At 68.3% G+C, this 21,276-nt stretch carries 18 protein-coding genes; 10 read left to right on the top strand and 8 right to left on the bottom strand.

Going from position 1 to position 21,276, the window contains the following annotated elements:
* Positions 1-79: 79 nt before the first annotated feature.
* Entirely contained in the window at positions 80-817 is a 738-nt protein-coding gene (locus AC5P7U_RS05130; protein WP_308308803.1) for a DNA alkylation repair protein, read from the bottom strand.
* Positions 814-1,314: a MarR family winged helix-turn-helix transcriptional regulator gene (locus AC5P7U_RS05125; protein ID WP_197564476.1), complete on the bottom strand. Its 501-nt coding sequence runs from the start codon at positions 1,312-1,314 to the stop codon at positions 814-816. Before AC5P7U_RS05125 ends, AC5P7U_RS05130 begins: the two co-directional genes overlap by 4 nt.
* Before the next feature lie 155 nt (positions 1,315-1,469).
* Here AC5P7U_RS05125 and AC5P7U_RS05120 point away from each other — a divergent pair, with 155 nt between their 5' ends.
* Positions 1,470-1,736, top strand: a complete 267-nt coding sequence (locus AC5P7U_RS05120; protein WP_197564475.1) for a hypothetical protein — start codon at positions 1,470-1,472, stop codon at positions 1,734-1,736.
* A 112-nt stretch (positions 1,737-1,848) separates the two neighbouring features.
* Here AC5P7U_RS05120 and groL read toward each other — a convergent pair whose 3' ends face one another.
* On the bottom strand, positions 1,849-3,498 hold the full coding sequence (groL, locus tag AC5P7U_RS05115; protein WP_006473018.1) for a chaperonin GroEL: 1,650 nt from the start codon (positions 3,496-3,498) through the stop codon (positions 1,849-1,851).
* A gap of 81 nt (positions 3,499-3,579) precedes the next feature.
* The gene (locus AC5P7U_RS05110) at positions 3,580-3,867 is read right to left on the bottom strand and encodes a co-chaperone GroES (RefSeq protein ID WP_006396661.1); all 288 of its coding nucleotides are present in this window, start codon (positions 3,865-3,867) and stop codon (positions 3,580-3,582) included.
* Positions 3,868-4,222: 355 nt separating this feature from the next.
* Between AC5P7U_RS05110 and AC5P7U_RS05105 the strand changes: the two genes are divergently transcribed.
* From AC5P7U_RS05105 to AC5P7U_RS05085, 5 genes are all read left to right on the top strand, one after another.
* A complete protein-coding gene (locus AC5P7U_RS05105; RefSeq protein WP_197564474.1) occupies positions 4,223-6,013 on the top strand; it encodes an endonuclease in 1,791 nt (596 codons plus the stop codon).
* Positions 6,014-6,081: 68 nt separating this feature from the next.
* Positions 6,082-6,420 (top strand): divalent-cation tolerance protein CutA, encoded by a 339-nt coding sequence (gene cutA, locus AC5P7U_RS05100; RefSeq protein WP_049456835.1) that lies wholly within the window; start codon positions 6,082-6,084, stop codon positions 6,418-6,420.
* Complete coding sequence (locus AC5P7U_RS05095; RefSeq protein ID WP_006473094.1) at positions 6,417-8,801, top strand: protein-disulfide reductase DsbD family protein; 2,385 nt, start codon at positions 6,417-6,419, stop codon at positions 8,799-8,801. The genes cutA and AC5P7U_RS05095 overlap by 4 nt, the downstream gene beginning before the upstream one ends.
* A complete protein-coding gene (locus AC5P7U_RS05090; protein WP_006473095.1) occupies positions 8,798-9,349 on the top strand; it encodes a TlpA family protein disulfide reductase in 552 nt (183 codons plus the stop codon). The genes AC5P7U_RS05095 and AC5P7U_RS05090 overlap by 4 nt, the downstream gene beginning before the upstream one ends.
* A gap of 590 nt (positions 9,350-9,939) precedes the next feature.
* A complete protein-coding gene (locus tag AC5P7U_RS05085; protein ID WP_495220848.1) occupies positions 9,940-12,465 on the top strand; it encodes a PepSY domain-containing protein in 2,526 nt (841 codons plus the stop codon).
* A gap of 47 nt (positions 12,466-12,512) precedes the next feature.
* Here the strand turns inward: AC5P7U_RS05085 and AC5P7U_RS05080 are convergent, their stop codons facing one another.
* Positions 12,513-15,080, bottom strand: a complete 2,568-nt coding sequence (locus AC5P7U_RS05080; RefSeq protein ID WP_495220847.1) for a methyl-accepting chemotaxis protein — start codon at positions 15,078-15,080, stop codon at positions 12,513-12,515.
* A 203-nt stretch (positions 15,081-15,283) separates the two neighbouring features.
* Between AC5P7U_RS05080 and AC5P7U_RS05075 the strand changes: the two genes are divergently transcribed.
* On the top strand, positions 15,284-16,123 hold the full coding sequence (locus AC5P7U_RS05075; RefSeq protein ID WP_006473140.1) for an arylamine N-acetyltransferase family protein: 840 nt from the start codon (positions 15,284-15,286) through the stop codon (positions 16,121-16,123).
* A 94-nt stretch (positions 16,124-16,217) separates the two neighbouring features.
* On the opposite strand, the gene AC5P7U_RS05070 is transcribed toward AC5P7U_RS05075, so the two are convergent.
* The 3 genes from AC5P7U_RS05070 to AC5P7U_RS05060 are packed head-to-tail and all read right to left on the bottom strand — an operon-like array spanning position 16,218 to position 18,347.
* Entirely contained in the window at positions 16,218-16,589 is a 372-nt protein-coding gene (locus AC5P7U_RS05070) for a VOC family protein (protein WP_495220846.1), read from the bottom strand.
* A 22-nt stretch (positions 16,590-16,611) separates the two neighbouring features.
* Positions 16,612-17,250 carry a response regulator transcription factor gene (locus AC5P7U_RS05065; protein ID WP_495220845.1) on the bottom strand — a complete coding sequence of 213 codons (639 nt, stop codon included), beginning with the start codon at positions 17,248-17,250 and terminating at the stop codon, positions 16,612-16,614.
* Complete coding sequence (locus AC5P7U_RS05060; protein WP_495220844.1) at positions 17,247-18,347, bottom strand: sensor histidine kinase; 1,101 nt, start codon at positions 18,345-18,347, stop codon at positions 17,247-17,249. Before AC5P7U_RS05060 ends, AC5P7U_RS05065 begins: the two co-directional genes overlap by 4 nt.
* A 161-nt stretch (positions 18,348-18,508) precedes the next feature.
* Here AC5P7U_RS05060 and AC5P7U_RS05055 point away from each other — a divergent pair, with 161 nt between their 5' ends.
* From AC5P7U_RS05055 to AC5P7U_RS05045, 3 genes are all read left to right on the top strand, one after another.
* Positions 18,509-18,931: a DUF2141 domain-containing protein gene (locus tag AC5P7U_RS05055; protein ID WP_197564255.1), complete on the top strand. Its 423-nt coding sequence runs from the start codon at positions 18,509-18,511 to the stop codon at positions 18,929-18,931.
* A 26-nt stretch (positions 18,932-18,957) separates the two neighbouring features.
* Entirely contained in the window at positions 18,958-20,481 is a 1,524-nt protein-coding gene (locus tag AC5P7U_RS05050) for a carotenoid oxygenase family protein (protein WP_495220843.1), read from the top strand.
* 61 nt (positions 20,482-20,542) lie between these two features.
* Positions 20,543-21,259, top strand: a complete 717-nt coding sequence (locus AC5P7U_RS05045; RefSeq protein WP_495220842.1) for a transporter substrate-binding domain-containing protein — start codon at positions 20,543-20,545, stop codon at positions 21,257-21,259.
* Positions 21,260-21,276: the final 17 nt, after the last annotated feature.

Below are 21,276 nucleotides of genomic sequence, written 5' to 3'. Positions count from 1 at the left end.
ACTGTTTACCGTGTCTGGGTGACAGGCGCATGTGCCATGCCCGCTTGAATGGTCCGGGGTAGCCGGCCAGTGGCCGGCGCTACCGCAGCGAGCGCGATGCGCGTTTGCGGATGTAGGCGTTGGCAGCATTGGGGTGCTCGTGCTGCCAGCGCACGCACAGGTCACGCAACCATTGCGGCTGCGTCTTGCCGGCATCGTTGAGCCAATTGCCGACCGAGTCCTGCACGTAGCGTTCGGGGTCGTCGGCGAGTGCCTCCAGCAGCGGCAATGCCTGTTGCGGATGCTGCTTGAACAGCGCGACATGCGTGGCCCAGACACCGCGCGGGCGCAGTGCTTCGCAGGCGAACCGGCGCAGGTACGGCGATGCTTCCTGCGTCCAAGGGCGCAGGTGCTCAAGCGCCTGCAACGGCGCAGCAACGATGTCCGCGCGCAACGCCAGCCACGCCCATTCGCGCACGCCGAAGTGCGGGTCATCGGCCAGCGTGCGCATCTGCTGCAGCTTCTCTGCCAAGGTTGCACGGGCATCACTGCCGATCAGGTAGCAGGCCCAGCCGCGCACGGTATCGGAGTTGTGATGCTGCCAGAGCGCAGGCGCGCCCTGCCCCGCCTCACGCAGCAGTTGCGCGGCCAGGGCCATGCGCTGGGTGATGCCCTTGCCTGCAGCGTCGCACATGCGCTGCAGCGCTGCCGGTTCAAGCGACGGCGCCACGCACCGCAGCAACTCACCGAAGTCCACCGCCAGGCACTCGGCCAGATGGGTCGTCGCAACGCGGCCGCTGTTGAGCGCGTGCAGGCGTTGCGTGGTCATCGCGCTCATGCCCTGCTCCCGCGCCCGGCGTCGGTGTGCAGCCAGACCTTGTGCAGCAGCTGCGAAAGCTGCTGCTGCTCGGACGCATCCAGGCCATCGAACAGGCCACCGATCCACTGCGTATGCCGTTCGAACAGGGTTTCCGCCAGGCGCGTGCCCTTTGCGGTCAGTACGATCTGCAGGCGGCGGCCATCCTCGGCATCACTGCGACGCTGCAGCAGGCCTTCGCGCTGCAGGCCATCAAGCAGGCCGCTGATGGTGGCGCGGGCGACCCCCGCGCGCTCGGCCAGCGCATGCGGCGGCAGCGTGCCACCCGCCCCATGCAGCAGGAACAGCACGATGAAGCGCCCTTCGCTGAGTCCATGCGGGGCCAACCGGGTGGCGCAGTCGTGGTCGATCGCCGAGGACAGCGACAGCAGCTGGAAGCACAGGCGCAGCTGCGCGACGTTGCTGTGGCCGCGGCGCTGCGCTTCGTCCAGCAAGGCATCATGCTTGGCTTCGAACATGCTTCAAACCCTGATGATTAGGCGCCTAATCATAAATCGAATGAATGGGATCGGGTCAAGCCGCCTGCCAAGCCACCTGCGATGCCAGAGCGTTTACGTGATCTTGGCGGTCGGCCCACTATAAGAACCACATCAGTCTCTTTCTGGATCCCAGCATGACCCCTTCGCAAGCGGAAACCATTGCCAGCGCCGTCATGCAGCCGGACGACCGGCGCGCCGAGATCGCCGCGCAGCAGCAGGCGCAGGCGCAGCAGTTGAAGCGCCAGCGCAAAGCGGCAGCCATCGGACTGATCGGCATGGCCGCAGGTGCATTGATCGCAGGCCAGTCGGGCCTGCCGTGGGTAAAGGGCCTGCTGTACGGCGGCGTGCCGACCTTCTTCATCGCCAGGATCTGGCTGGATCGCCGCGCCCTGTGCCGCTGACGCCTCTGGGCGTGGGTGGAGGCCAGGCGCAGCGGCGGCGTCCACCCGATGCGGCCCACAAAAAAACCCCGCCTTGCGGCGGGGTTCTTCATTGCTTCGGGAGCGCGTGGACTTAGAAGTCCATGCCGCCCATGCCACCCATGCCGCCCATGCCACCGGCGCCACCCATGGCCGGCTCGTCCTTCTTCGGAGCTTCGGCAACCATGGCTTCGGTGGTGATCATCAGGCCAGCGATCGAGGCAGCGTTCTGCAGCGCCGAACGGGTCACCTTGGTCGGGTCCAGGATGCCGAACTGCAGCATGTCGCCGAACTCGCCGGTGGCGGCGTTGTAGCCGAAGCTGCCGGTGCCTTCCTTGACCTTGTTGATGATGACCGACGGTTCTTCACCGGCGTTGGCGACGATCTCGCGCAGCGGAGCTTCCATCGCACGCAGGGCGATCTGGATGCCGTGGTTCTGGTCTTCGTTGGCACCCTTCAGGCCAGCCAGCGAGGTGACCGCACGGACCAGGGCAACGCCGCCGCCCGGGACCACGCCTTCTTCAACGGCTGCACGGGTAGCGTGCAGGGCGTCGTCGACGCGATCCTTCTTTTCCTTCATTTCGATTTCGGTCGAGGCACCGACCTTGATCACGGCAACGCCGCCGGCCAGCTTGGCAACGCGTTCCTGCAGCTTCTCGCGGTCGTAATCCGAGGAGGTGTCCTGGATCTGGGTCTTGATCTGGCCGACGCGTGCGTCGACGGCAGCCTTGTCACCCACGCCATCGATGATGGTGGTGTTTTCCTTGGAAACCTGCACCTTCTTGGCGCGGCCGAGGTCCTTGATGGTGGCCTTTTCCAGCGACAGGCCCACTTCTTCGGAGATCACGGTGCCGCCGGTCAGCACGGCCATGTCTTCCAGCATCGCCTTGCGACGGTCGCCGAAGCCCGGAGCCTTGACGGCCACGACCTTGACGATGCCACGGATGGTGTTGACCACCAGGGTCGCCAGCGCTTCGCCTTCGACTTCTTCGGCAACGATCAGCAGCGGCTTGCCGGCCTTGGCGACGCCTTCCAGCACCGGCAGCAGGTCACGGACGTTGGAGATCTTCTTGTCGTGCAGCAGGATGAACGGGTCATCCAGGTCAGCGGTCTGCGACTGCTGGTTGTTGATGAAGTACGGGGACAGGTAGCCGCGGTCGAACTGCATGCCCTTGACCACGTCCAGCTCGTTGTCCAGGCCCGAGCCTTCTTCAACGGTGATCACGCCTTCCTTGCCGACTTCCTTCATCGCGTCAGCGATGATCTGGCCGATCGACTCGTCCGAGTTGGCCGAGATGGTACCGACCTGGGCGATCGCCTTGTCGTCGGCGGTCGGCTTGGAGATGTTCTTCAGCTCGGCAACAGCGGCCACGACGGCCTTGTCGATACCGCGCTTGAGGTCCATCGGGTTCATGCCGGCGGCCACAGCCTTGGCGCCTTCGCGGATCAGGGCCTGGGCCAGCACGGTGGCGGTGGTGGTGCCGTCGCCAGCGTCGTCGTTGGTGCGCGAAGCAACTTCCTTCACCATCTGCGCGCCCATGTTCTCGAACTTGTCAGCCAGTTCGATTTCCTTGGCGACGGAGACGCCGTCCTTGGTGATGGTCGGAGCGCCGAAGCTCTTTTCCAGCACGACGTTGCGGCCCTTCGGGCCCAGGGTGGCCTTGACGGCATTGGCGAGAACGTTGACGCCGCGCACCATGCGCGAACGGGCGTCTTCACCGAAACGAATATCCTTGGCAGCCATTGCGATTACCTCGATGTTTGCGCCGGGCCGGGCCCGGCGACGAAAGGGGATGTCTTACAGGAAAGCAGGTCGCGCCGAGGCTCAGCCGATGACGGCGAGCACGTCGTCTTCGCGCAGGACCTTGTACTCGACGCCTTCGCTCTTGTACGAGCTGCCGGCGTACTGGCCGTAGATGACCTTGTCGCCGACCTTCAGCGACGGCGCGCGCACGCTGCCGTTGTCCAGCGGCTTGCCCGGGCCGACGGCCACGACTTCACCCTTGGTGGACTTTTCCTTGGCCGAATCCGGAATGACGATGCCACCGGCGGAGATTTCGTCGGCTTCGATCGGCTTGACCACAACGCGGTCGTGCAGCGGCTTGATGCTCATGAGAGACCTCTTAAGTTATTGATTGGTCTGAAAAAGTCTGGCGATGTTAGCACTCACCCCAGGTGACTGCCAGCATTGCTCGCGAAAAAGCCCGATGAATCGGGAGCAGGACAGAGATGGAGCTGGCCCAGGACCTTTCAAGGCCGCCTCCGGAAAAAATTTCATCGCGCCGGAGCCGGACATCAACGTCCGCGTGAAGATCCCGCATCGCGTGCGGTGCCGCATCGCCACCGGGGAATCCTCGACATTTGGTGATCCGCGTCGCACTGTCAGATATCTGACGTTCATTTACGACAAAGTGTCACTGGATCGGCCTTAGGCTCGGCCGCGCATTCCCAATCACAAGGAGTAGTCGATGCGATTGCTGTCCCCGCTTGCCGCCGCCTGCCTGCTGGCGCTGGCCGCCGCGCCGGCCCAGGCCGAGGTCTTCATCAACGAACTGCACTACGACGACAGCACCCCGGCCGGTGACGTCGGCGAAGCGATCGAGGTCGTGGCCACCGCCGGCGAGGACCTGTCCGGCTACCGCCTGTACCTGTACAACGGCGCCAACGCCTCGGCCGCGGTGGTCTACGCCAACAACCCGGTGCCGGCCGGCACCGCCGCCGGCTGCGGCAGCGCCACCATCGCGGTGGTCAATTACCCGACCAACGGCCTCCAGAACGGCCCGAACGACGGCATCGCCCTGGTCGACGCCAGCGGCAAGGTGGTCCAGTTCCTCAGCTACGAGGGCGCCATCACCGCTTCCGGTGGCCCCGCCGCTGGCATGACCAGCCAGAACATTCCGGTGGCCGAGACCAACAGCACGGCGCCGGGCACCTCGCTGCAGCTGACCGGCAGTGGCAGCCAGTACGCGCACTTCACCTGGGCCGAGTCGGCCAGACAGACGTTCGGCAGCTGCAACAACGGCCAGACCTTCAGCGGCGGTGGCACGCCGGGCCCGAACACGCCGCCATCGGTGTCCACCACCACCCCGGCGCAGGGCAGCACCACCTTCCCGGCCGCCGCCGATCTGGAAGTGGTGTTCAGCGAGACGGTGAACCTGGCCAGCGGCGCTTTCGCGCTGAGCTGCGGCACCTCCGGCAGTGTTCCGCTGACCTTCCCGGCCAGCGGCCGCAGCGTGAAGCTGTCCACCAACACCGCGCTGTTGGCCGGTGAAGCGTGCCGCTTCGACATCCGCGCCGCACGCATCACCGACCTGCAGGGCGCGCGCCCGGCCGCCGACAGCCGCATCGCCTTCACCGTGGCCAGCCCCGGCGGCAATCCCGACCCGGGCAACCCGGGCGTGCCGGCGGGCTACTACTCGAAGGTGAACACCTCCAGCCCCAGCCAGCTGCGCTGCTCGCTGCATGCCACCATCAAGGGCCATACCGCTTACCCGTACAGCGGCTCGGGCACCAGCACCTGGACCATCCTGGAGATCGCCGACGAGGATCCGAACAACAGCGGCAGGATCTTGGACGCGTACCGCAACCGCAGCTACGCCAAGGTGACCGATCGCGCCGGCAGCGGCAGTGGCCTGAAGTACAACCGCGAGCACACCTGGCCGAACTCGCTGGGCTTTGCCAGCACCACCGGTGACAAGGGCCTGCCATACGCGCCCTACACCGACACCCACATGCTGTACCTGACCGACGCGCAGTGGAACGCCGACCGTGGCAACAAGCCGTTCGCCAAGTGCGATGCCAACTGCGGCGAGCGCGCCACCGAGGCCAACAACGGCCAGGGCGGTGGCAGCGGCGGCTACCCGGGCAATTCCAACTGGGTGCGCACGCCGGACGGCAACGCCGGCACGTTCGAGGTGTGGGGCAAGCGCAAGGGCGACATGGCGCGTGCGGTGATGTACATGGCGATCCGCTACGAGGGCGGCAAGGATGCGGCCACCGGCCAGTCCGAGCCGGACCTGGAACTGACCGATGACCGCAGCAAGATCGTCAAGACCAGCAGCTCGCCGGCCTATATGGGCCTGCTGTCGACGCTGATCGATTGGCACCTGTCCGACCCGCCGGATGATGCCGAGCGCTCGCGCAATGACGTGATCTACTCGTTCCAGGGCAACCGCAACCCGTTCATCGACCACCCCGAGTGGGCCACCCCGGCCCTGTTCACCTCGGCCAAGCCGGCCACCTGCCAGCTGGCCAACTGACCGCGCAACGCAGCGGTCCACTGCCGCCGCCGGGCCCTGGCCCGGCGGCGGCCCTATACTCGACGGTCATGTCGACCGTCGATCCCGTCCTGCTGCTGTTGACCACCTGCCCGGACCGGGCCAGTGCCGAGCGCATCGCGCACGCGCTGGTCGGCGAGCGCCTGGCCGCGTGCGTGACCCGACTCGATGGCGCGCAGTCGACCTACCGCTGGCAGGGCGAGGTGACCACCGACAGCGAGCTGCAGCTGCTGGTGAAAACCACCGCGAGCCGCGTCGATGATGCGATTGCCCGGATCGTCGAACTGCATCCGTATGAACTCCCGGAGTGCATCGCGGTCGAAACCCGGGCCGGCCTGCCGGCGTATCTGGACTGGATCCGGGCACAGACCCGGGAGGACACTGATTGAAGACTCTGTTTGCGCGTGGCGCCGCCTTGTGCGCCCTGTTGTGGCTCTCGTTGCCGGCCTTCGCGCTGGATGAGAAGGACCTGCTGCCGGTGGACCAGGCGTTCGCGCTGACCGCCACCGCCCCCGAACGTGGCCAGGTGCAGCTGCAGTTCAAGATCGCACCGGGCTATTACCTGTATCGCCACCGTACCAGCGTCAAGGCCGACCCGGCGTTCAACGCCGGCGCGCTGCAGATGCCCAAGGGCGACAGGCACCACGACGATTTCTTCGGCGAGGTCGAGACCTATCGCGAGCGCCTGCAGGCCACCCTGCCCGGCACACCCACCGATGCGGCCGGCACCATCAGCGTGGAAGTGCGCTACCAGGGTTGCGCCGATGCCGGTGTCTGCTACCCGCCGCAGAAGCGCGTGGTGCAGGTCACCCTGCCGGGTGGCGGTGCGCAGGCTGCGGCACCCGCGGCGCGTACCAGTGCCGGCAACCCGTTCAACAATCCGTTGGCCGGCGCCGGCAGCACGGGCGGCCTGCGCCTGCCGGGTGCGGCCAGCAACAGCCAGGCGCTGCCACTGCCGTCGGAACAGGCCTTCGGCTTCGATGCCATTGCCAGCGATGGCAACACCCTGCTGCTGCGCTTCAGTCCGGCGCCGGGCTACTACCTGTATCGCGACCGCACCTCGCTGAAGCTGGAAGGCAGCGCGGGCGTGCTGGCCGACAAGCCGCGTTGGCCAGCCGCGCAGTCGCATCGCGATGAACATTTCGGCGATGTCTCGGTGTACTTCAACCAGGTGGAAGTGCCGCTGCCGCTGCGCCGTACCGTCAGCGAGGCAGTCGACAGCACCCTGGTGGTGACTTTCCAGGGCTGCCAGACCGATGGCATCTGCTACCCGCCGATGACGCGCCGGGTGAAGCTGTCGATTCCGGCCGGCAAGGCCAACGCCAGCGCCGACCAGGCACCGCCACGCAACGAGGTGATCAGCCCGCTGGCCGCTGGCAACGGCGCCCCGCGCGAAGCGGCCAACGGCGCACCGCTGCGCCTGCTGCCGACCGTGCCCAACGACGAAGCCGCCCGCCCGGCCGCCGCAGGCGCTGAGGGCGCAGGCAATGAATTCGCCACCGATGCGCAGGGTGACAACGCGCTGCGCACGCGCCCGCCTGCGACCACGCCGAACCCGGACCGTTCATTCGTCTGGGTGCTGTTGCTGGCGCTGGCCGGTGGCCTGGTGCTGAACCTGATGCCGTGCGTGCTACCGATCCTGTCGCTGAAGGTGCTGAGCCTGGCGCAGAGTGGCGAAAGCCCGCAGCGCGCGCGCAGCCATGCGCTCTGGTACACGCTGGGCGTGCTGGTCGCGTTCGCGGTGATCGGCGCGCTGATGGTGGGCCTGCGCGCGATCGGCAACGCGGTCGGCATCGGCTTCCAGCTGCAGCATCCGGGCGTGGTGGCGGCGCTGGCCTACATCATGTTCGCGGTGGGCCTGAGCCTGTCCGGTGTATTCACCCTGGGTGGCGGCATCGGCAACCTCGGCCAGTCGCTGGCCAGCCGCAGCGGTCCGGCCGGTGATTTCTTCACCGGTGCGCTGGCCTGCGTGGTCGGCAGCGCCTGCGTCGGCCCGTTCATGGGCGGTGCCATTGCCTACGCCTTCATTGCCCCGCCCTTGAAGGCGATGACCGTGTTCCTGTTCCTCGGCCTGGGCCTGGCCCTGCCGTTCCTGCTGATCGGCTTCGTGCCGGCACTGGCGCGCCGCCTGCCCAAGCCGGGCCCGTGGATGGAAACGCTCAAGCACGTGCTGGCCTTCCCGATGTATGCCACCGCGCTGTGGCTGCTGTGGGTGCTGGGCAAGCAGCGCGGCGTGGACGGCATGGCGCTGGTGCTGGGTGGCCTGCTGCTGCTCGCCTTCGGCCTGTGGCTGTTCGAGCGTAACCGTTGGACCGGCTCGCGCGCGGTGACCCTGCTGGGCGTGCTGCTGGCCATCGGCGCACTGGTGCCGGCCTGGGGCGTGACCCAGCTGGCAGCACCGACGCGTGCCGCACAGGCGGCCAGCGAGAACGTGGTCGAGTATTCGCCGCAGCTGCTGGACCGCCTGCGCGCCGACAACCGCGTGGTGTTCGTCAACATGACCGCCGACTGGTGCGTGAGCTGCAAGGCCAATGAGCGCGCGGTGCTGTCGCGACCGGAGTTCAAGGACCTGCTCAAGCGCACCAACGCGGTGTACATGCGCGGCGACTACACCAACGTGGACCCGCAGATCACCTCGTTCCTGGAAGAGCACAAGGCGGTGGGCGTGCCGCTGTACGTGGTGTACGGCCCCGGCGCACCGCCGACCGTGCTGCCGACCCTGCTGACCCAGGCAGTGGTCGAGGAAGCGCTGCTGCGCACCGCGCGATGAAGTGGCAACGGCCGGCGCTGCTGTGGACAGCGGTGCTGGCCGCCGGCCTGGGCCTGTGGGCCGGACATCGACTGTCGCCGGGCCCGGCGACATCGATCGCGCCACCGGCGGCGGCCGCGAAACCGTCCCTGCGGGCGGGCGATCCGATGCCCGCGCTGTCGCTGCCCGACCTTGAAGGGCACGCACTGGATCTGCGCCGGCACTTCGCCGGCCGCCCGTTGCTGATCAACGTGTGGGCCAGCTGGTGCGCGCCCTGCATCGAGGAAATGCCCGAGCTGGGCCGCTTCGCCGGAACCCAGGGCGACAGCGGCGTGCAGGTGCTGGGCCTGGCGCTGGACACCCCGGACGACGTGCGTGGTTTCCTGCAGCGGGTGCCGGTGGACTACCCGATCGTGATCGAGACCCCGGGCCCGCGCGATGCCAGCGTACAGCTGGGCAATGCGCAGGGCCTGCTGCCCTACAGCGTGCTGTTCGATGCACAGGGGCGGATGGTCAAGGCGAAGCTGGGGCCGTTCGCCCGCGGCGAGATCGACGGCTGGGTGAAGTGAGGGTTCAGCAGGGTTGCACCCTGCACCCGCGGTAGTGCCGGCCGCTGGCCGGCAACCTCAACAGCAAGAGCGGGCTTTCCGTGGGATGGCGGGGCGGTGTCGGAGTGCGGGGACGCTGCAAGTACGTCTCTGTAAGCTTGGCAGCCGCATCCATGCGGCTGACACCCCGCACTCCGACACCGCCCCACCTCTAACAGATTCCGGCGGCTGTTGGGGATGAATCTCCATCGAAATCAAATATTTCGACAATTGAACGAACAGCATCCACGCATGGCGTGGATCTACGGCAGGTCGCGAGAATCTGTCGAAGGCGGGGTGGGTCCGGTTGCGGGGGCGTGAGCGCCATGGATGGCGCGACCGAGCCTACAGGGACGTATTTACGGCGTCCCCCGCAACCGGACCCACCCCGCCATCCCACGGATAGCCCGCTTTTGACGTTGACGTTGACGTTGCCTCGGCAGGTGCCGGGCGCAGCCCGGCCGATACCCCCCGCTTGACCGCAGCCAGGGGGCCACGGAAAATTCCGCGACTAATTCTCATTTGCTGTTACGCAGGATGCGGGCGGCAGCCTTCCAGGCCCTCCTCCTTCGATGTTCAAGAACATCCTGTTCCAAGTGCACTGGCTGCTGGGCATTACCGCCGGTGCCATCCTGGCCGTGATGGGCCTCAGTGGTGCCGTGCTGTCCTTCGAGGACGAACTGCTGCGTGCGGCCAACCCCGGTTTTGCGGCCATCGCCGAACACCACGCCGACAGCCAGCTTCCGCTCGCGCTCAGCGAGCTGGTGCCGCGGCTGCAGGCCGGCAGCGAACGCCCGTTGCAACGCCTGCGCGTCGACGCCACCGGGCAGCGGCCATCGGTCGCGCGCTTTGCCGGCGGCAAGCAGCACTGGGTGTATTTCGGCCCGTACAGCGGTGAGCGCTTCAGTGCCCTGCGCGGCCAGGCGTTCTTCGATTTCGTCGAAGACCTGCATCGCCATCTCGCTGCCGGCGAACGCGGCAAGTGGATCACCGGCAGCTGTGCGATCGCGCTGCTGTTCTTCACCCTGTCCGGGCTCTACCTGCGCTGGCCACGGCGCTGGTGGCACTGGCGCAGCTGGCTGGCGGTGGAGTGGAAACGCAGCGGCCGCGGTTTCCTGTGGAGCCTGCATTCGGTGGTCGGCACCTGGGTGCTGTTGATCTACCTGATGAGCGCATTGACTGGGCTGTGGTGGTCGTTCGACTGGTACCGCAGCGCTGCCAACAGCGTGTTGGGCGTCGCGCCGGCGGCCAAGCACACGGTGGCCATCGATGCGCCGCTGGACCTGCAACGCGTCGAAGCCACGTTGTATGCGTTGCCTGGCGTGCGCAGCGGTTTCATCGACCTGCGCTTGCCGGAAAAACCGGGCCAGGCGCTGAACGTGCGGGTGATGGCCGGTGATCCAGCGCAGCGTGGTGGTCACCACGATCGCGCCCACGATCTGCTGCAGCTGGACCCGGCCAGTGGCGCGGTGCTCGATTCCCGCCCCTACGATCGCCAGGGCGCTGGCGGCCAGCTGGCCACCAGCGTGTTCGCGCTGCACTCGGGCAGCTACTTCGGCCTGCCCGGGCGCGTGGTGGTGATGCTCAGCAGCCTGGGCATGAGCCTGTTCTTCATCACCGGCTGGATGCTGTACCTGGATCGCCGACGCAGCCAACGCGCGGCACGCGGGCTGCGCCAGTCGCTGCCGATGCCGGCCGCCACCGAAGGCCATGGCGCACCGTGGCTGGTAGTGCATGCCAGCCAGAGCGGCCTGGCCGAACAGCTCGCATGGCGTGCGGCCGCGCAGCTGCAGGCGGCCGGTTACGCGGTACAGGTGCTGCCGTTGTCGCGCATCGATGCCGCGAAGCTGCAGGCCACCTCGCAGGCCCTGCTCGTGTTGAGCACCTTCGGCGACGGTGAACCGCCGGATGCGGCCCGGCGCGCAGCACGCCTGTTGCTCGCGCAGGCACCGGACCTGTCGGGACTGCAGTTCGGCCTGCTCGCGCTGGGGGATCGCCAGTATCCGCACTACTGCGGCTTCGGCCGCCAGGTCGATGGCTGGCTGACCGGCAACGGTGCACGCGCACTGTTCGCGCGTATCGACGTCGATGCCGCCTCGGTGCCGGCCCTGCGCCAGTGGCAGCTGCAGCTGGGCGCACTGACCGGCATCGCCACCGATGACAGTGTGCTGCCGCCGGCGACGCGGATGCACGACTGGCGCCTGCTCGGCCGCGACCGCCTCAACCCGGGCAGCGTCGGCGGCGCGATCTGGCGTATCCGTCTTGCCGCCCCGGCCGATGTGCAGTGGCAGGCCGGTGACATCCTGCATATCGCGCCCCGCCACAATGCGCGGCATGCGGGTGCAGTGCTGAAAGCGCATGGACTGGATCCGCTGCAGCCGCTGCTGGTTGACGGCGCGCCACGCACGCTGCTGGCGCTGGCCAGCGAACGCGAGCTGCCGGAGGCCGATGCCGCGTTGCCCGTGCAGGATGCCTGCCTGTGGCTGTCCGGGCTGCCGATGCTGCCCGGCCGCGAGTACTCGATCGCCTCCGCCGCGAACGACGGCGAGGTGGAGCTGGTGGTCAGGCTGGTGCATGATGCCGCCGGTCGCGTCGGGCTGGGCTCGGGCTGGTTGTCGCTGCATGCGCCGATCGGCGCCAGCGTCGTGGCCCGCGTGCATCGCAATCCCGGTTTCCATCGCGTGCCTGCCGCGCCGATGGTGCTGGTCGGCAACGGCACCGGCATCGCCGGCCTGCGCAGCCTGCTGCGCGAGTCCGCGCATGCAGGCGAGCACGGGCACTGGCTGCTGTTTGGCGAGCGCCAGCGCGCGCACGACCTGCTGTTTGCCGACGAGATCGAGGCCTGGCAGGCGCAGGGCCATCTGGCGCGGGTGGACCTGGCGTTCTCGCGCGATGGCGGAGGTGGCTATGTGCAGGATCGCCTGCACGCCGCCGCCGATGTGCTGCGCGACTGGATGCAGCGTGGCGCGGTGATCCACGTCTGCGGCTCGCTGCAGGGCATGGCCGAAGGCGTGGACCAGGTGCTGCGCGCCGCACTGGGCGATGACGCGGTGGAAACGCTGCTGGAGAACGGGCGCTACCGCCGCGACGTGTACTGAGTCACAGGAGGAGTGCCGGCCCAGCGGCCGGCACTACCGGGGCAGGATCAGGCCGCGGCGCGGGCCTGCCGCGCCGGCTGCAGGCGGAAGGCTCCCACCGCTTCGGCCAGGGCATGCACCTGCGCCTGCATCTGCGCAGTCGAGGCACCGGCCTCTTCCACCAGGCTGGCATTGCGCTGGGTACTGGCTTCCATCTGCACGATGGTCTGGTTCACCTGTGCGATGCCGGCATGCTGCTCCTGCGATGCGCTGCGGATGCCCGCCAGCAGGTCCGCCAGCTGCTGCACGCTGCCGACGATCTCGCCCATCGTGGTGCCGGCCTGCTCGGCCTGCTGGTTGCCCTGCTCGACACGCGCCACCGAATCCTCGATCAATCCCTTGATCTGCTTGGCCGCCTCGGCACTGCGCTGGGCCAGCAGGCGCACTTCCGCAGCCACCACCGCAAAGCTGCGGCCCTGTTCGCCGGCACGTGCCGCTTCCACCGCTGCGTTCAGTGCAAGGATGTTGGTCTGGAAGGCGATGCCATCGATCAGCTGGGTGATGTCACCGATCCGCCGCGAGGCTTCGCTGATGCCGTGCATGGTCGCCACCACCTGGCCCACGGCGTCGCCGCCGCGCTGGGCCACCGCTGCCGCACCCTTGACCAGCGCATCGGCGCGACCGGCTGCGTCGGCATTGCGGCCCACGGTGTCGGTCAGCTCATGCATCGACGCTGCGGTTTCTTCCAGGTTGGCCGCCTGCTGCTCGGTACGCTGCGACAGGTCGTGGTGGCCAGCGACGATCTCGCCAACGCCGGTATCCAGGCTGGAGGTGGCCTGCTGGATGCGGGTGACGATGCGGCACAGCTGCGCGACGGTGGCGTTGGCATCGTCGCGCATGCGCGCGAACACGCCCTGCAGGTCGCCGTCCATGCGCACGCTGAGGTCGCCGCGTGCCAGCGCGGCCAACAGCGCCTGCAGGTCGCCGAGATTGGTTTCAAAGGTCGCCAGCAGGCGGTTGATGCTGGTCGACAGCGTGCGCACGAAGCCCTGCTTGCCGTCCAGTACGATGCGACCGTGCAGGTCACCGTGTGCGGCGGCGTCGACCAGTGCGGCCACTTCGGTTTCGAGCAGGGTTTCCAGTGCGCGGCTGCGCCATTCCACCGCCACACCGAGGAACTGTCCCTCGTCGGTGATGGGGTTGGCGATCAGCTGGTAGCGAACACCGTCGTGGCCGATCTCGCGTTCTTCGCGCTGGCGCACGCCGGCCAGGCTGGCCAGCGCCGGATGCAGGCGCACCGCATCGCTGCCCACGAGCGCGTCAACCTGCAGGTCCAGCTGCAGCAGCAGCGCCGGGTTGGCGTAGGCCACCAGACCTTCCGCATCGATCACCATCAGGCCGGTCTGTGCGCTGTCCAGCGCCTGGCGCACGCGGGTATTGCCGCGCGCCACCGCGCGCTCGGTCTCGATGCGCGCACGCAGGCGCTGCTGCATGTCGACCAGGCGCTGGGCGAGCTGGCCGATCTCATCATTGGCGTTGTATACGCGCAGCGTGGTGTCCAGGCGGTCGTCGGCGATATCGCTGGCGAAGCGCAGGGTGTCCTGGATCGGCTGGCGCACCGCGCGCAGGACCAGCACCAGGCTGGTGATCAGCACGCCCGCGACCAGCAGCAGGGTCAGCGCGAACAGCACGCTCATGGTGCGCGTGCCGGTCTGCTGGCGCGCCTGGGCCTCGGCCAGCGCCGCCACCTGGGCCTGCTGGAAGGCGGCCAGTGCCGGTGCCACGCCGGCGGCGGTGTCCAGCAGCGACTGCGCCTCCACATCCAGGCCGACGCGGGCGGCGGTGTAACCCAGCAAGGCGACCTGATAGGCCTCCATGCCGCTGCGCAGGGCATCCTGCACATCGGTGGACAGGCCGGCCAGCGCGAGGTCGAACGGCAGCTTCTCTTCGCTGGCGCGGTCGGCATGGGCAGAGTCACCGTCGAGCAGCAGCAATGCTTCCTGCCGCCGCATCTTCTGCAGGGACAGCGCCAGCAAGGGGCGCTGCAGCGCATCGACCTGCGCCTGCAGGGTGTCGGCGGCCTGCTGCAGCTGCGCGGCAAGGCCGGCATCACCCCGGCCCATCTCGTCGACCCGTTCGAACAGGGCCGCAACGCCCTGGGAGAATGCGTCCGCGGCTTCGGTCAGCACCTGCAGGGCCTTGCGCCGGCCGGCATCCATCGGTATCGCGCGCAGCGCCTGCAGGTCGGCCTGCAGTGCTTTCTGCGTGGACAGCAACTGGTTGCGGTCAGCATCGTCGAAACTGCGCGCATACTGGGTCTGCAGGCGCCGGGCTTCGGCCACACGCGTGGCCAGGCTGGCCGCCAGGTCGCTGCCGCGCTGGTAACTGGCCTGATTGCGTGCGGCCTGTGCACTGGCGTGGCCGGTCCAGGCGTAGACCGCGGCGATCGCCACCAGGCCCAGGCCACAAACCCAGAGGGTTGCCTTGAGCTTGTTGGCTACGCTGAGCCGGTGCGGCTGCAGCCACAGCAGCAGGCTCGACGACAGCACGCTCGACGACAGCACGCCGGGCGACGACGCGCGCAGGCGGGCCAGATGCGTGCGCAGGGACCGGAGGTGGGGAACGACGGCCGACATGACAGACTCCAGGCGGAAGGACGCACCTGTATCGGCTGGATTCCCGGCAACTTTAGGCCCGTTTTCGTGCCACTGCGACGCTCGCGGGCGGACGCGGCCTTTGTACCGGGCACAGGCGACGGGGGCATGACACCGGCGCTGCGCTTGACCTCAACCCCGGTTGGGGGCGCACAGTGGATGTCCCTCCCGTGCCCGGTGCGCGCATGACGACGCTCGATATCCCCCGCTACCTGCAGCGCCTGCAGCTGGATGCACCTCCCCCGCTGACCCTGGCCGGCCTGACCCTGCTGCAGCAACGGCATAACGCGCTGCTGCCGTTCGAGACCCTGAGCTGCCTGCTGCGTGACGCGGTACCGATCGACCTGGACAGCGTGCAGCGCAAGCTGCTCGACGAGCGCCGGGGCGGTTACTGCTTCGAACTCAATGGCGGCCTGCTGGCGCTGCTGCAGGCGCTGGGCTTCGATGCCCAGCCGCTGAGCGCGCGCGTGCTGCTGGCGGCACAGGATGGCGAGCTGACCGCACGGACCCATCTGCTGCTGCGCGTGCATGTGGAGGGCGAGGACTGGCTGGTCGATGCTGGCTTCGGCAGCCTGACCCCGACCGTGCCGCTGCGCCTGCACGACACCGCACCGCAGGCCACGCCGCACGAGCGCTACCTGCTGCAGCGGCTGGGCGATGACGGCAATTTCGTGCTGTCAGCCGAATCCAGCGATGGCTGGCGGGCGATGTACCGCTTCGACCTGCAGGCGCCTGCGCCGATCGACAACGTGGTGGGCAACTGGTACGTGTGCACCCACCCCGACTCCGGTTTCCCGGGCCAGCTGCGCGCGTCGCTGACCGGGCCGGACTGGCGCCGCACCATCGGCAGTGGCAACTACACCGAGTACCGCCCGGGGCAGGCGCCTGACAAGCGTCCGCTGCATGACGTAGGCGACGTGCGCGAAGTGCTGCAGCAGCGCTTCGGCGTGCAGCTGCCGGACGACCCGCGGCTGGACCCGGCGATCAATGACTGGCTGCAGCGCTCGCGCGCCACGATCTTGTAGGGCCGAGCCCATGCTCGGCTGGCGCCTTTGTAGAGTCGAGCCATGCTCGACTGGCGCGTTCCCAGCACCCAAAGCAGTCGAGCATGGCTCGACGCTACAGAATCGCACGCGCCTGCAGCGCGATGCGGTTGCCTTCGCTGTCGCGGATTTCGGCCACGCGCCAGTCGCCGGCATCGGCCGGGCCGAAGCGCAGTTCGGCGCCGGCCTGCAGCGCACGGTCGAGGCTGGCCTCAAGATCATCGACACCGATATAGAGGCGCGCGCCCTGTTCGGAGGGCTGATAGTCCGCCCCGTGCACCAGCGACAGGCTGGCACCCGTCGCGTCATCCGAGAACGGCAGGTAGGCCATGTGGCAGTCATGCAGCAGGATCGGTTCGTCCACCACCACCTGCAGCCATTGCTGATAGAAGGCGATGGCACGGGCCAGGTCACTGGCGGGGATCTCGACATGCAGGATCGGGTTCACGGGCTTTCCTCGCGCGGCGCAGTCAGATGATGCGCAGGGTAATCGCCTTCAGTACCGCGCGGGTACGATCGCGGGTGCCAAGCTTGTCGAGAATGGCGGAAACATAGTTCTTCACCGTGCCTTCGGCCAGGAACAGGCTGCGCGCGATCTCCTTGTTGCTGTAGCCGCCGGCCAGCAAGCGCAGGATCGCCACTTCGCGTTCACCGAAGGTGTCAGTCGGCGGCGCTTCATCGTGGAAGCGGTAGCGCGCGCGCACAGGCTCGGTGCTGACCGGCATCAGCAGCGTCTCGCCGGCGGCGACGCGCCCGATCGCCTCATACAGGTCGGCCGGCGCGGCGTCCTTCAGCAGGAAGCCCTGTGCTCCCGTTTCGCTTGCCCGCAGCAGCAGGTCGCTCTCGTCGAAGGTAGTCAGCAGCAGCAGCGGCGTGGTATCGCCACGTGCGCGCAGCTGGCGAAGCGCTTCGATGCCATCCAGGCCCGGCATGCGGATATCACTGAGCACCACGTCCACCGGCTGCGCGAGCAGCGCATCGAGTAGTGCCTGACCGTCTTCGGCCTCCAGCACCACCTCCACGCCCAAGCCCTGCAGCAGCGCACGCAGGCCGGCGCGGACCAGCGCCTGGTCGTCGGCCAGGGCAACGCGGATCGCGGCGACACTCATGCCGGCACCCATGCGGTCAGCAGCATGCCGCCCTGTGCGGTACGCGCCAGTTCCAGTCGGCCATGCACCGTGGCCAGGCGCTCACGCATGCCGGCAATGCCGTTGCCTTCGCGGATGCGTTCAGCACGCTGGCCGTCATCATGGATATCGATGCGCAACCGGGAATCTTCTTCGTTGATCGTCAGCCATACGGTGTCTGCGTTGCCATGCCGGGCCGCATTGGTCAGCGCTTCCTGCACCAGCCGCAGCACGGTCTCGGCCATCAGCGGATCGGTCACGCGCACGCCCTCGCCGATCCGCAGTTGCAGCTTCGGCCGTGGGAAGGGCGCGGCCAGCGCGTGCAGCGCGGTGGCCAGATCGAGGCCACGATCATCGCGCATCGACTGCACCACCTGGCGGATGTCGGCCAGCAGTTCGCCCGACAGCTGCTCGGCCAGGACCAGGCCGTCGCGCCCGGCCAGCGCCGGGTCTACAGCCAGCGCGCGCAGGTTCAACCGCATCGCGGTGAGCTTGTGGCCCGCCACGTCGTGCAGCTCGCGCGCCAGGCGCAGGCGCTCGGCATCGCGGGCGCTGTCGGCCAGCAATGCACGTGTGGCCAGAAGATCCGCATTGACCCGGGCCAGGTCATCGCGGGCCAGTGCCGTGCTGCGTGCGTAGTGTGCGGTCAGTGCAGCGAACGCCTGGAAACCGCCGTACAGCAGCACCACCAGCGCCGGCTGGCTGAAACCACTCTGGCGTAGGACCCCATACATCGCCAGGTTGGCCAGCAATGCGACACCCAGCACGAAGCGCGGCGGCCAGTGCTCGGCCAGCTGCGCGACCAGCACCACCAGCAGCACGGGGGCAGTGCCGGTACGCGGCTGCAACGCAACCAGGGCAACCGCCAGCAGCGCCTGCAGCACGGCAGCGACGGCGCGCACGCGCGACGGCATCGACGCCCAGCCGTGCAGCACGAACAGCAACAGGAACCCAGCAAGCAACAGCAGGCTGGGGCCGGCCTCGCTGCGCTGCACGGCGAATGACAGGCCGACCGCCAGCACGGTCACCAGACCGGCAAGGCTGAGCGGACGCAACAGGTGGCGGAGCAGGCTGGGCATGGCCAGATGCTGACGGCCGCGCCTGCCGTCGGCAATGGGTCCAGCGCAGAAAGTGACTTCTGGCACGTCGAATCGATGACCACTGGCCCTGAAACCGGCCCCACGCCCCGCGCAGACTGGCCCCACACCGCAGCACACCGCCCACTTCCGGAGCCACTGCCATGATCCGTACCGCCCTGCTCAGCACCGCCCTGACCGCCCTGGCCCTGGCCGGCGGCGCCCACGCCGCCGATCTGGCCGTGACCGTACACGATGTCCGCGTGCAGACCGGCACGCTGCGCGTTGCCCTGGTCGACAACGCCACCGCCTGGGACGGCAAGGCTGCGCCCGTGCAGGCGCAGCAGGCCAGGCCCAGCGGCGACAGTGCCCACTTCGTGTTCAAGAACGTGGCGGCCGGCAGCTACGCGGTGCTGCTCACCCACGACGAGAACGACAACGGCAAGCTCGACACCAACCTGGTCGGCATGCCGGTGGAAGGCTACGGCTTCAGCAACAACCCGCAGGTGATGCGCAAGCCGACCTTCGACGAAGCGCGCGTCGACGTGCCGGCCGCCGGTGCCGCCATCGACATCACCCTGCGCTGATTCCCGCATCCAGACCCGAGGCCATCATGGACCGTCGCCGCTTCCTTCGTACCCTGCTCAGCAGCAGTGCCTGCCTGACGCTTGGCGCCACCGCCCTGCGCAGCGCCCCCGCCTTCGCCGGCGACCCCGCGCACTTCGCGCAGGGCCTGCAGGAGCACCCGTGGCTGCTCGGCTGGCGCAGCGTCAGCAGCGAAAGCCTCGGCCCGGCCACCGTGCAGCTGCAGGGCCGGCTGCCGGCCGGGCTGGCCGGTACGCTGTACCGCAATGGCCCGGCCTGGACCGAGCGCGATGGCTTCCGCTATGACCACTGGTTCGACGGCGACGGCATGGTGCATGGCTGGCGTTTCAACGGCGATGGCAGCCTGACCCATCACGGGCGCATGGTGGCCACGCCGAAGTTCAGCCGTGAGCAGAAGGCCGGCCGTTTCCAGTACCCCGCTGCGGGCACCAGCGTCCCCGGTGCACTGGCGGTGCGCAACAACGACGATGCCAACGTCGCCAACACCTCGGTGACGATGATCAACGGCCGCCTGTTCGCGCTGTGCGAATCCGGTTCGGCGTTCGAGGTGGACCCCGATTCGCTGCAGACCCTTGGCCCGGTCACCTGGCGCCCGGACCTGGCCGCGCTGCCGTTCTCCGCCCATCCCCTGCCCGACCGCGATGGCAGCGTGTGGAACTTCGGCTCGATCAGCCTGATGGGGGGCCACGGCCTGCTGGTCTGGCACATCGGCAAGGACGGCCAGCTGCGCAGCGCCAACGTGATCGAAACGCCCGAGCATGGCTATCTGCATGCCTTCGCCATGACCGAACAGCATCTGGTTTTCGTGCTGATGCCGTTCGACTTCACCGGAACCGGCGGCAGCTTCTTCGAACGCATGCAGTTCGCACCGCAGCGCGCGGCGCGCATCGCGGTGGTGACCAAGGATGCGCCGGACAAGGCGCAATGGTTCGAGGCGCCGTTCGCGGCGATCTACCACTTCGGCGATGCCTTCACCCGCGATGGGAGCATCGTGCTGCGCGCAGTGCGCCATGACGACATCAACGAGGCGCGCTCACCGATGAAGGAGGCGATGGCCGGTGATGGCGCACATGCGGCCAACAGTGGTGCCAGCCTGGTCGAGCTGCACCTGGACCTGCGCCGTGGCCAGGCGCGCTGGGAATCACTGGGCATCAGCGCAGTGGAGTTTCCGCTGTTCGATCCGCGCTCGGCCAGCACCCGTGGCGCACGACTTTACGCACCCACCATCGATGGCCCGGCCAACGCGCCCTACTTCAACGCCGTGGCCGCATTCGACATCGAACGGGGAAGCCGCCAGCTATGGCACTACGGGCCGGACATCATGGCCGAGGAACACGTATTCGTGCCGCGGCCGGGCAGCCGCAACGCCGACGACGGCTGGCTGATCGGCACGCTGCTCGATCCGGTGAGCACGCGCAGTGGCCTGGCCGTACTCGATGCGCGCCACCTGGACGATGGCCCGATCGCACAGGCGTGGCTGCCCTACGCGGTGCCACTGGGCTTCCATGGCACGTTCGCCGCGCGCGGCTGAGTGCACGCCGCGCGGACACCGGCGCTGGCATGCTGGGGTTCCCCTTGCTGCGGAGCCCGGCATGTCCCTGGCAGACCATCGAAACGCGCTGGCACCGCAGGGATTCCTGCGCGTGGCGATCAACCTGGGCAATCCGGTGCTGGCACAGGGAGACGCGCGTTCGCCGCGTGGCCCCTCGCTGGAACTGGCCACCGCATTGGCGCAACGGATGGGGGTGCAGGCCCGCTTCACCTGTCACGATGCGGCAGCCTCGGTGGTTGCTGCGGCTGCCGAAGACGCTTGGGATCTGGCCTTCCTGGCGATCGATCCGGCGCGGGCGGACCGCATCGCCTTCAGCGCGTCGTACGTGGAAATCGAAGGCACCTACCTGGTGCGTGCGGACAGCCCGGCGCAGCAGGTGGCCGACCTCGACCGCGACGGCCTGCGCATCGCGGTCGGCCAGGGCGCGGCCTACGACCTGTTCCTCAGCCGCGAGCTGCGCCACGCCAGGATCGAACGCGCCGACACCTCTGCGGCCGCCATTGACCTGTTCGACCAACAGCAGCTGGATGCTGTCGCCGGCGTGCGCCAGCCACTGGAAGCCTGGGCGCGGTCGCATCCCGGCCACCGCGTGCTGGCCGATCGCTTCACCGCGATCCAGCAGGCGGTCGCGGCGCCGGCGTCGCGCCCGGCCGATGCGTTGCGGGCGCTCTTCAACGAGGTGGAAGCGATCAAAGCCGGGCCGCTGCTGGTTGAAGCGTTCGCGCGCGCCGGGCAGGCGGTCACGCTGGTGCGGTGACTGTAGAGTCGAGCCTG

It is taken from the genome of Stenotrophomonas sp. YJH_SMC_57 (assembly GCF_059369755.1).
This window is presented reverse-complemented; position numbering and strand designations above follow the sequence as displayed.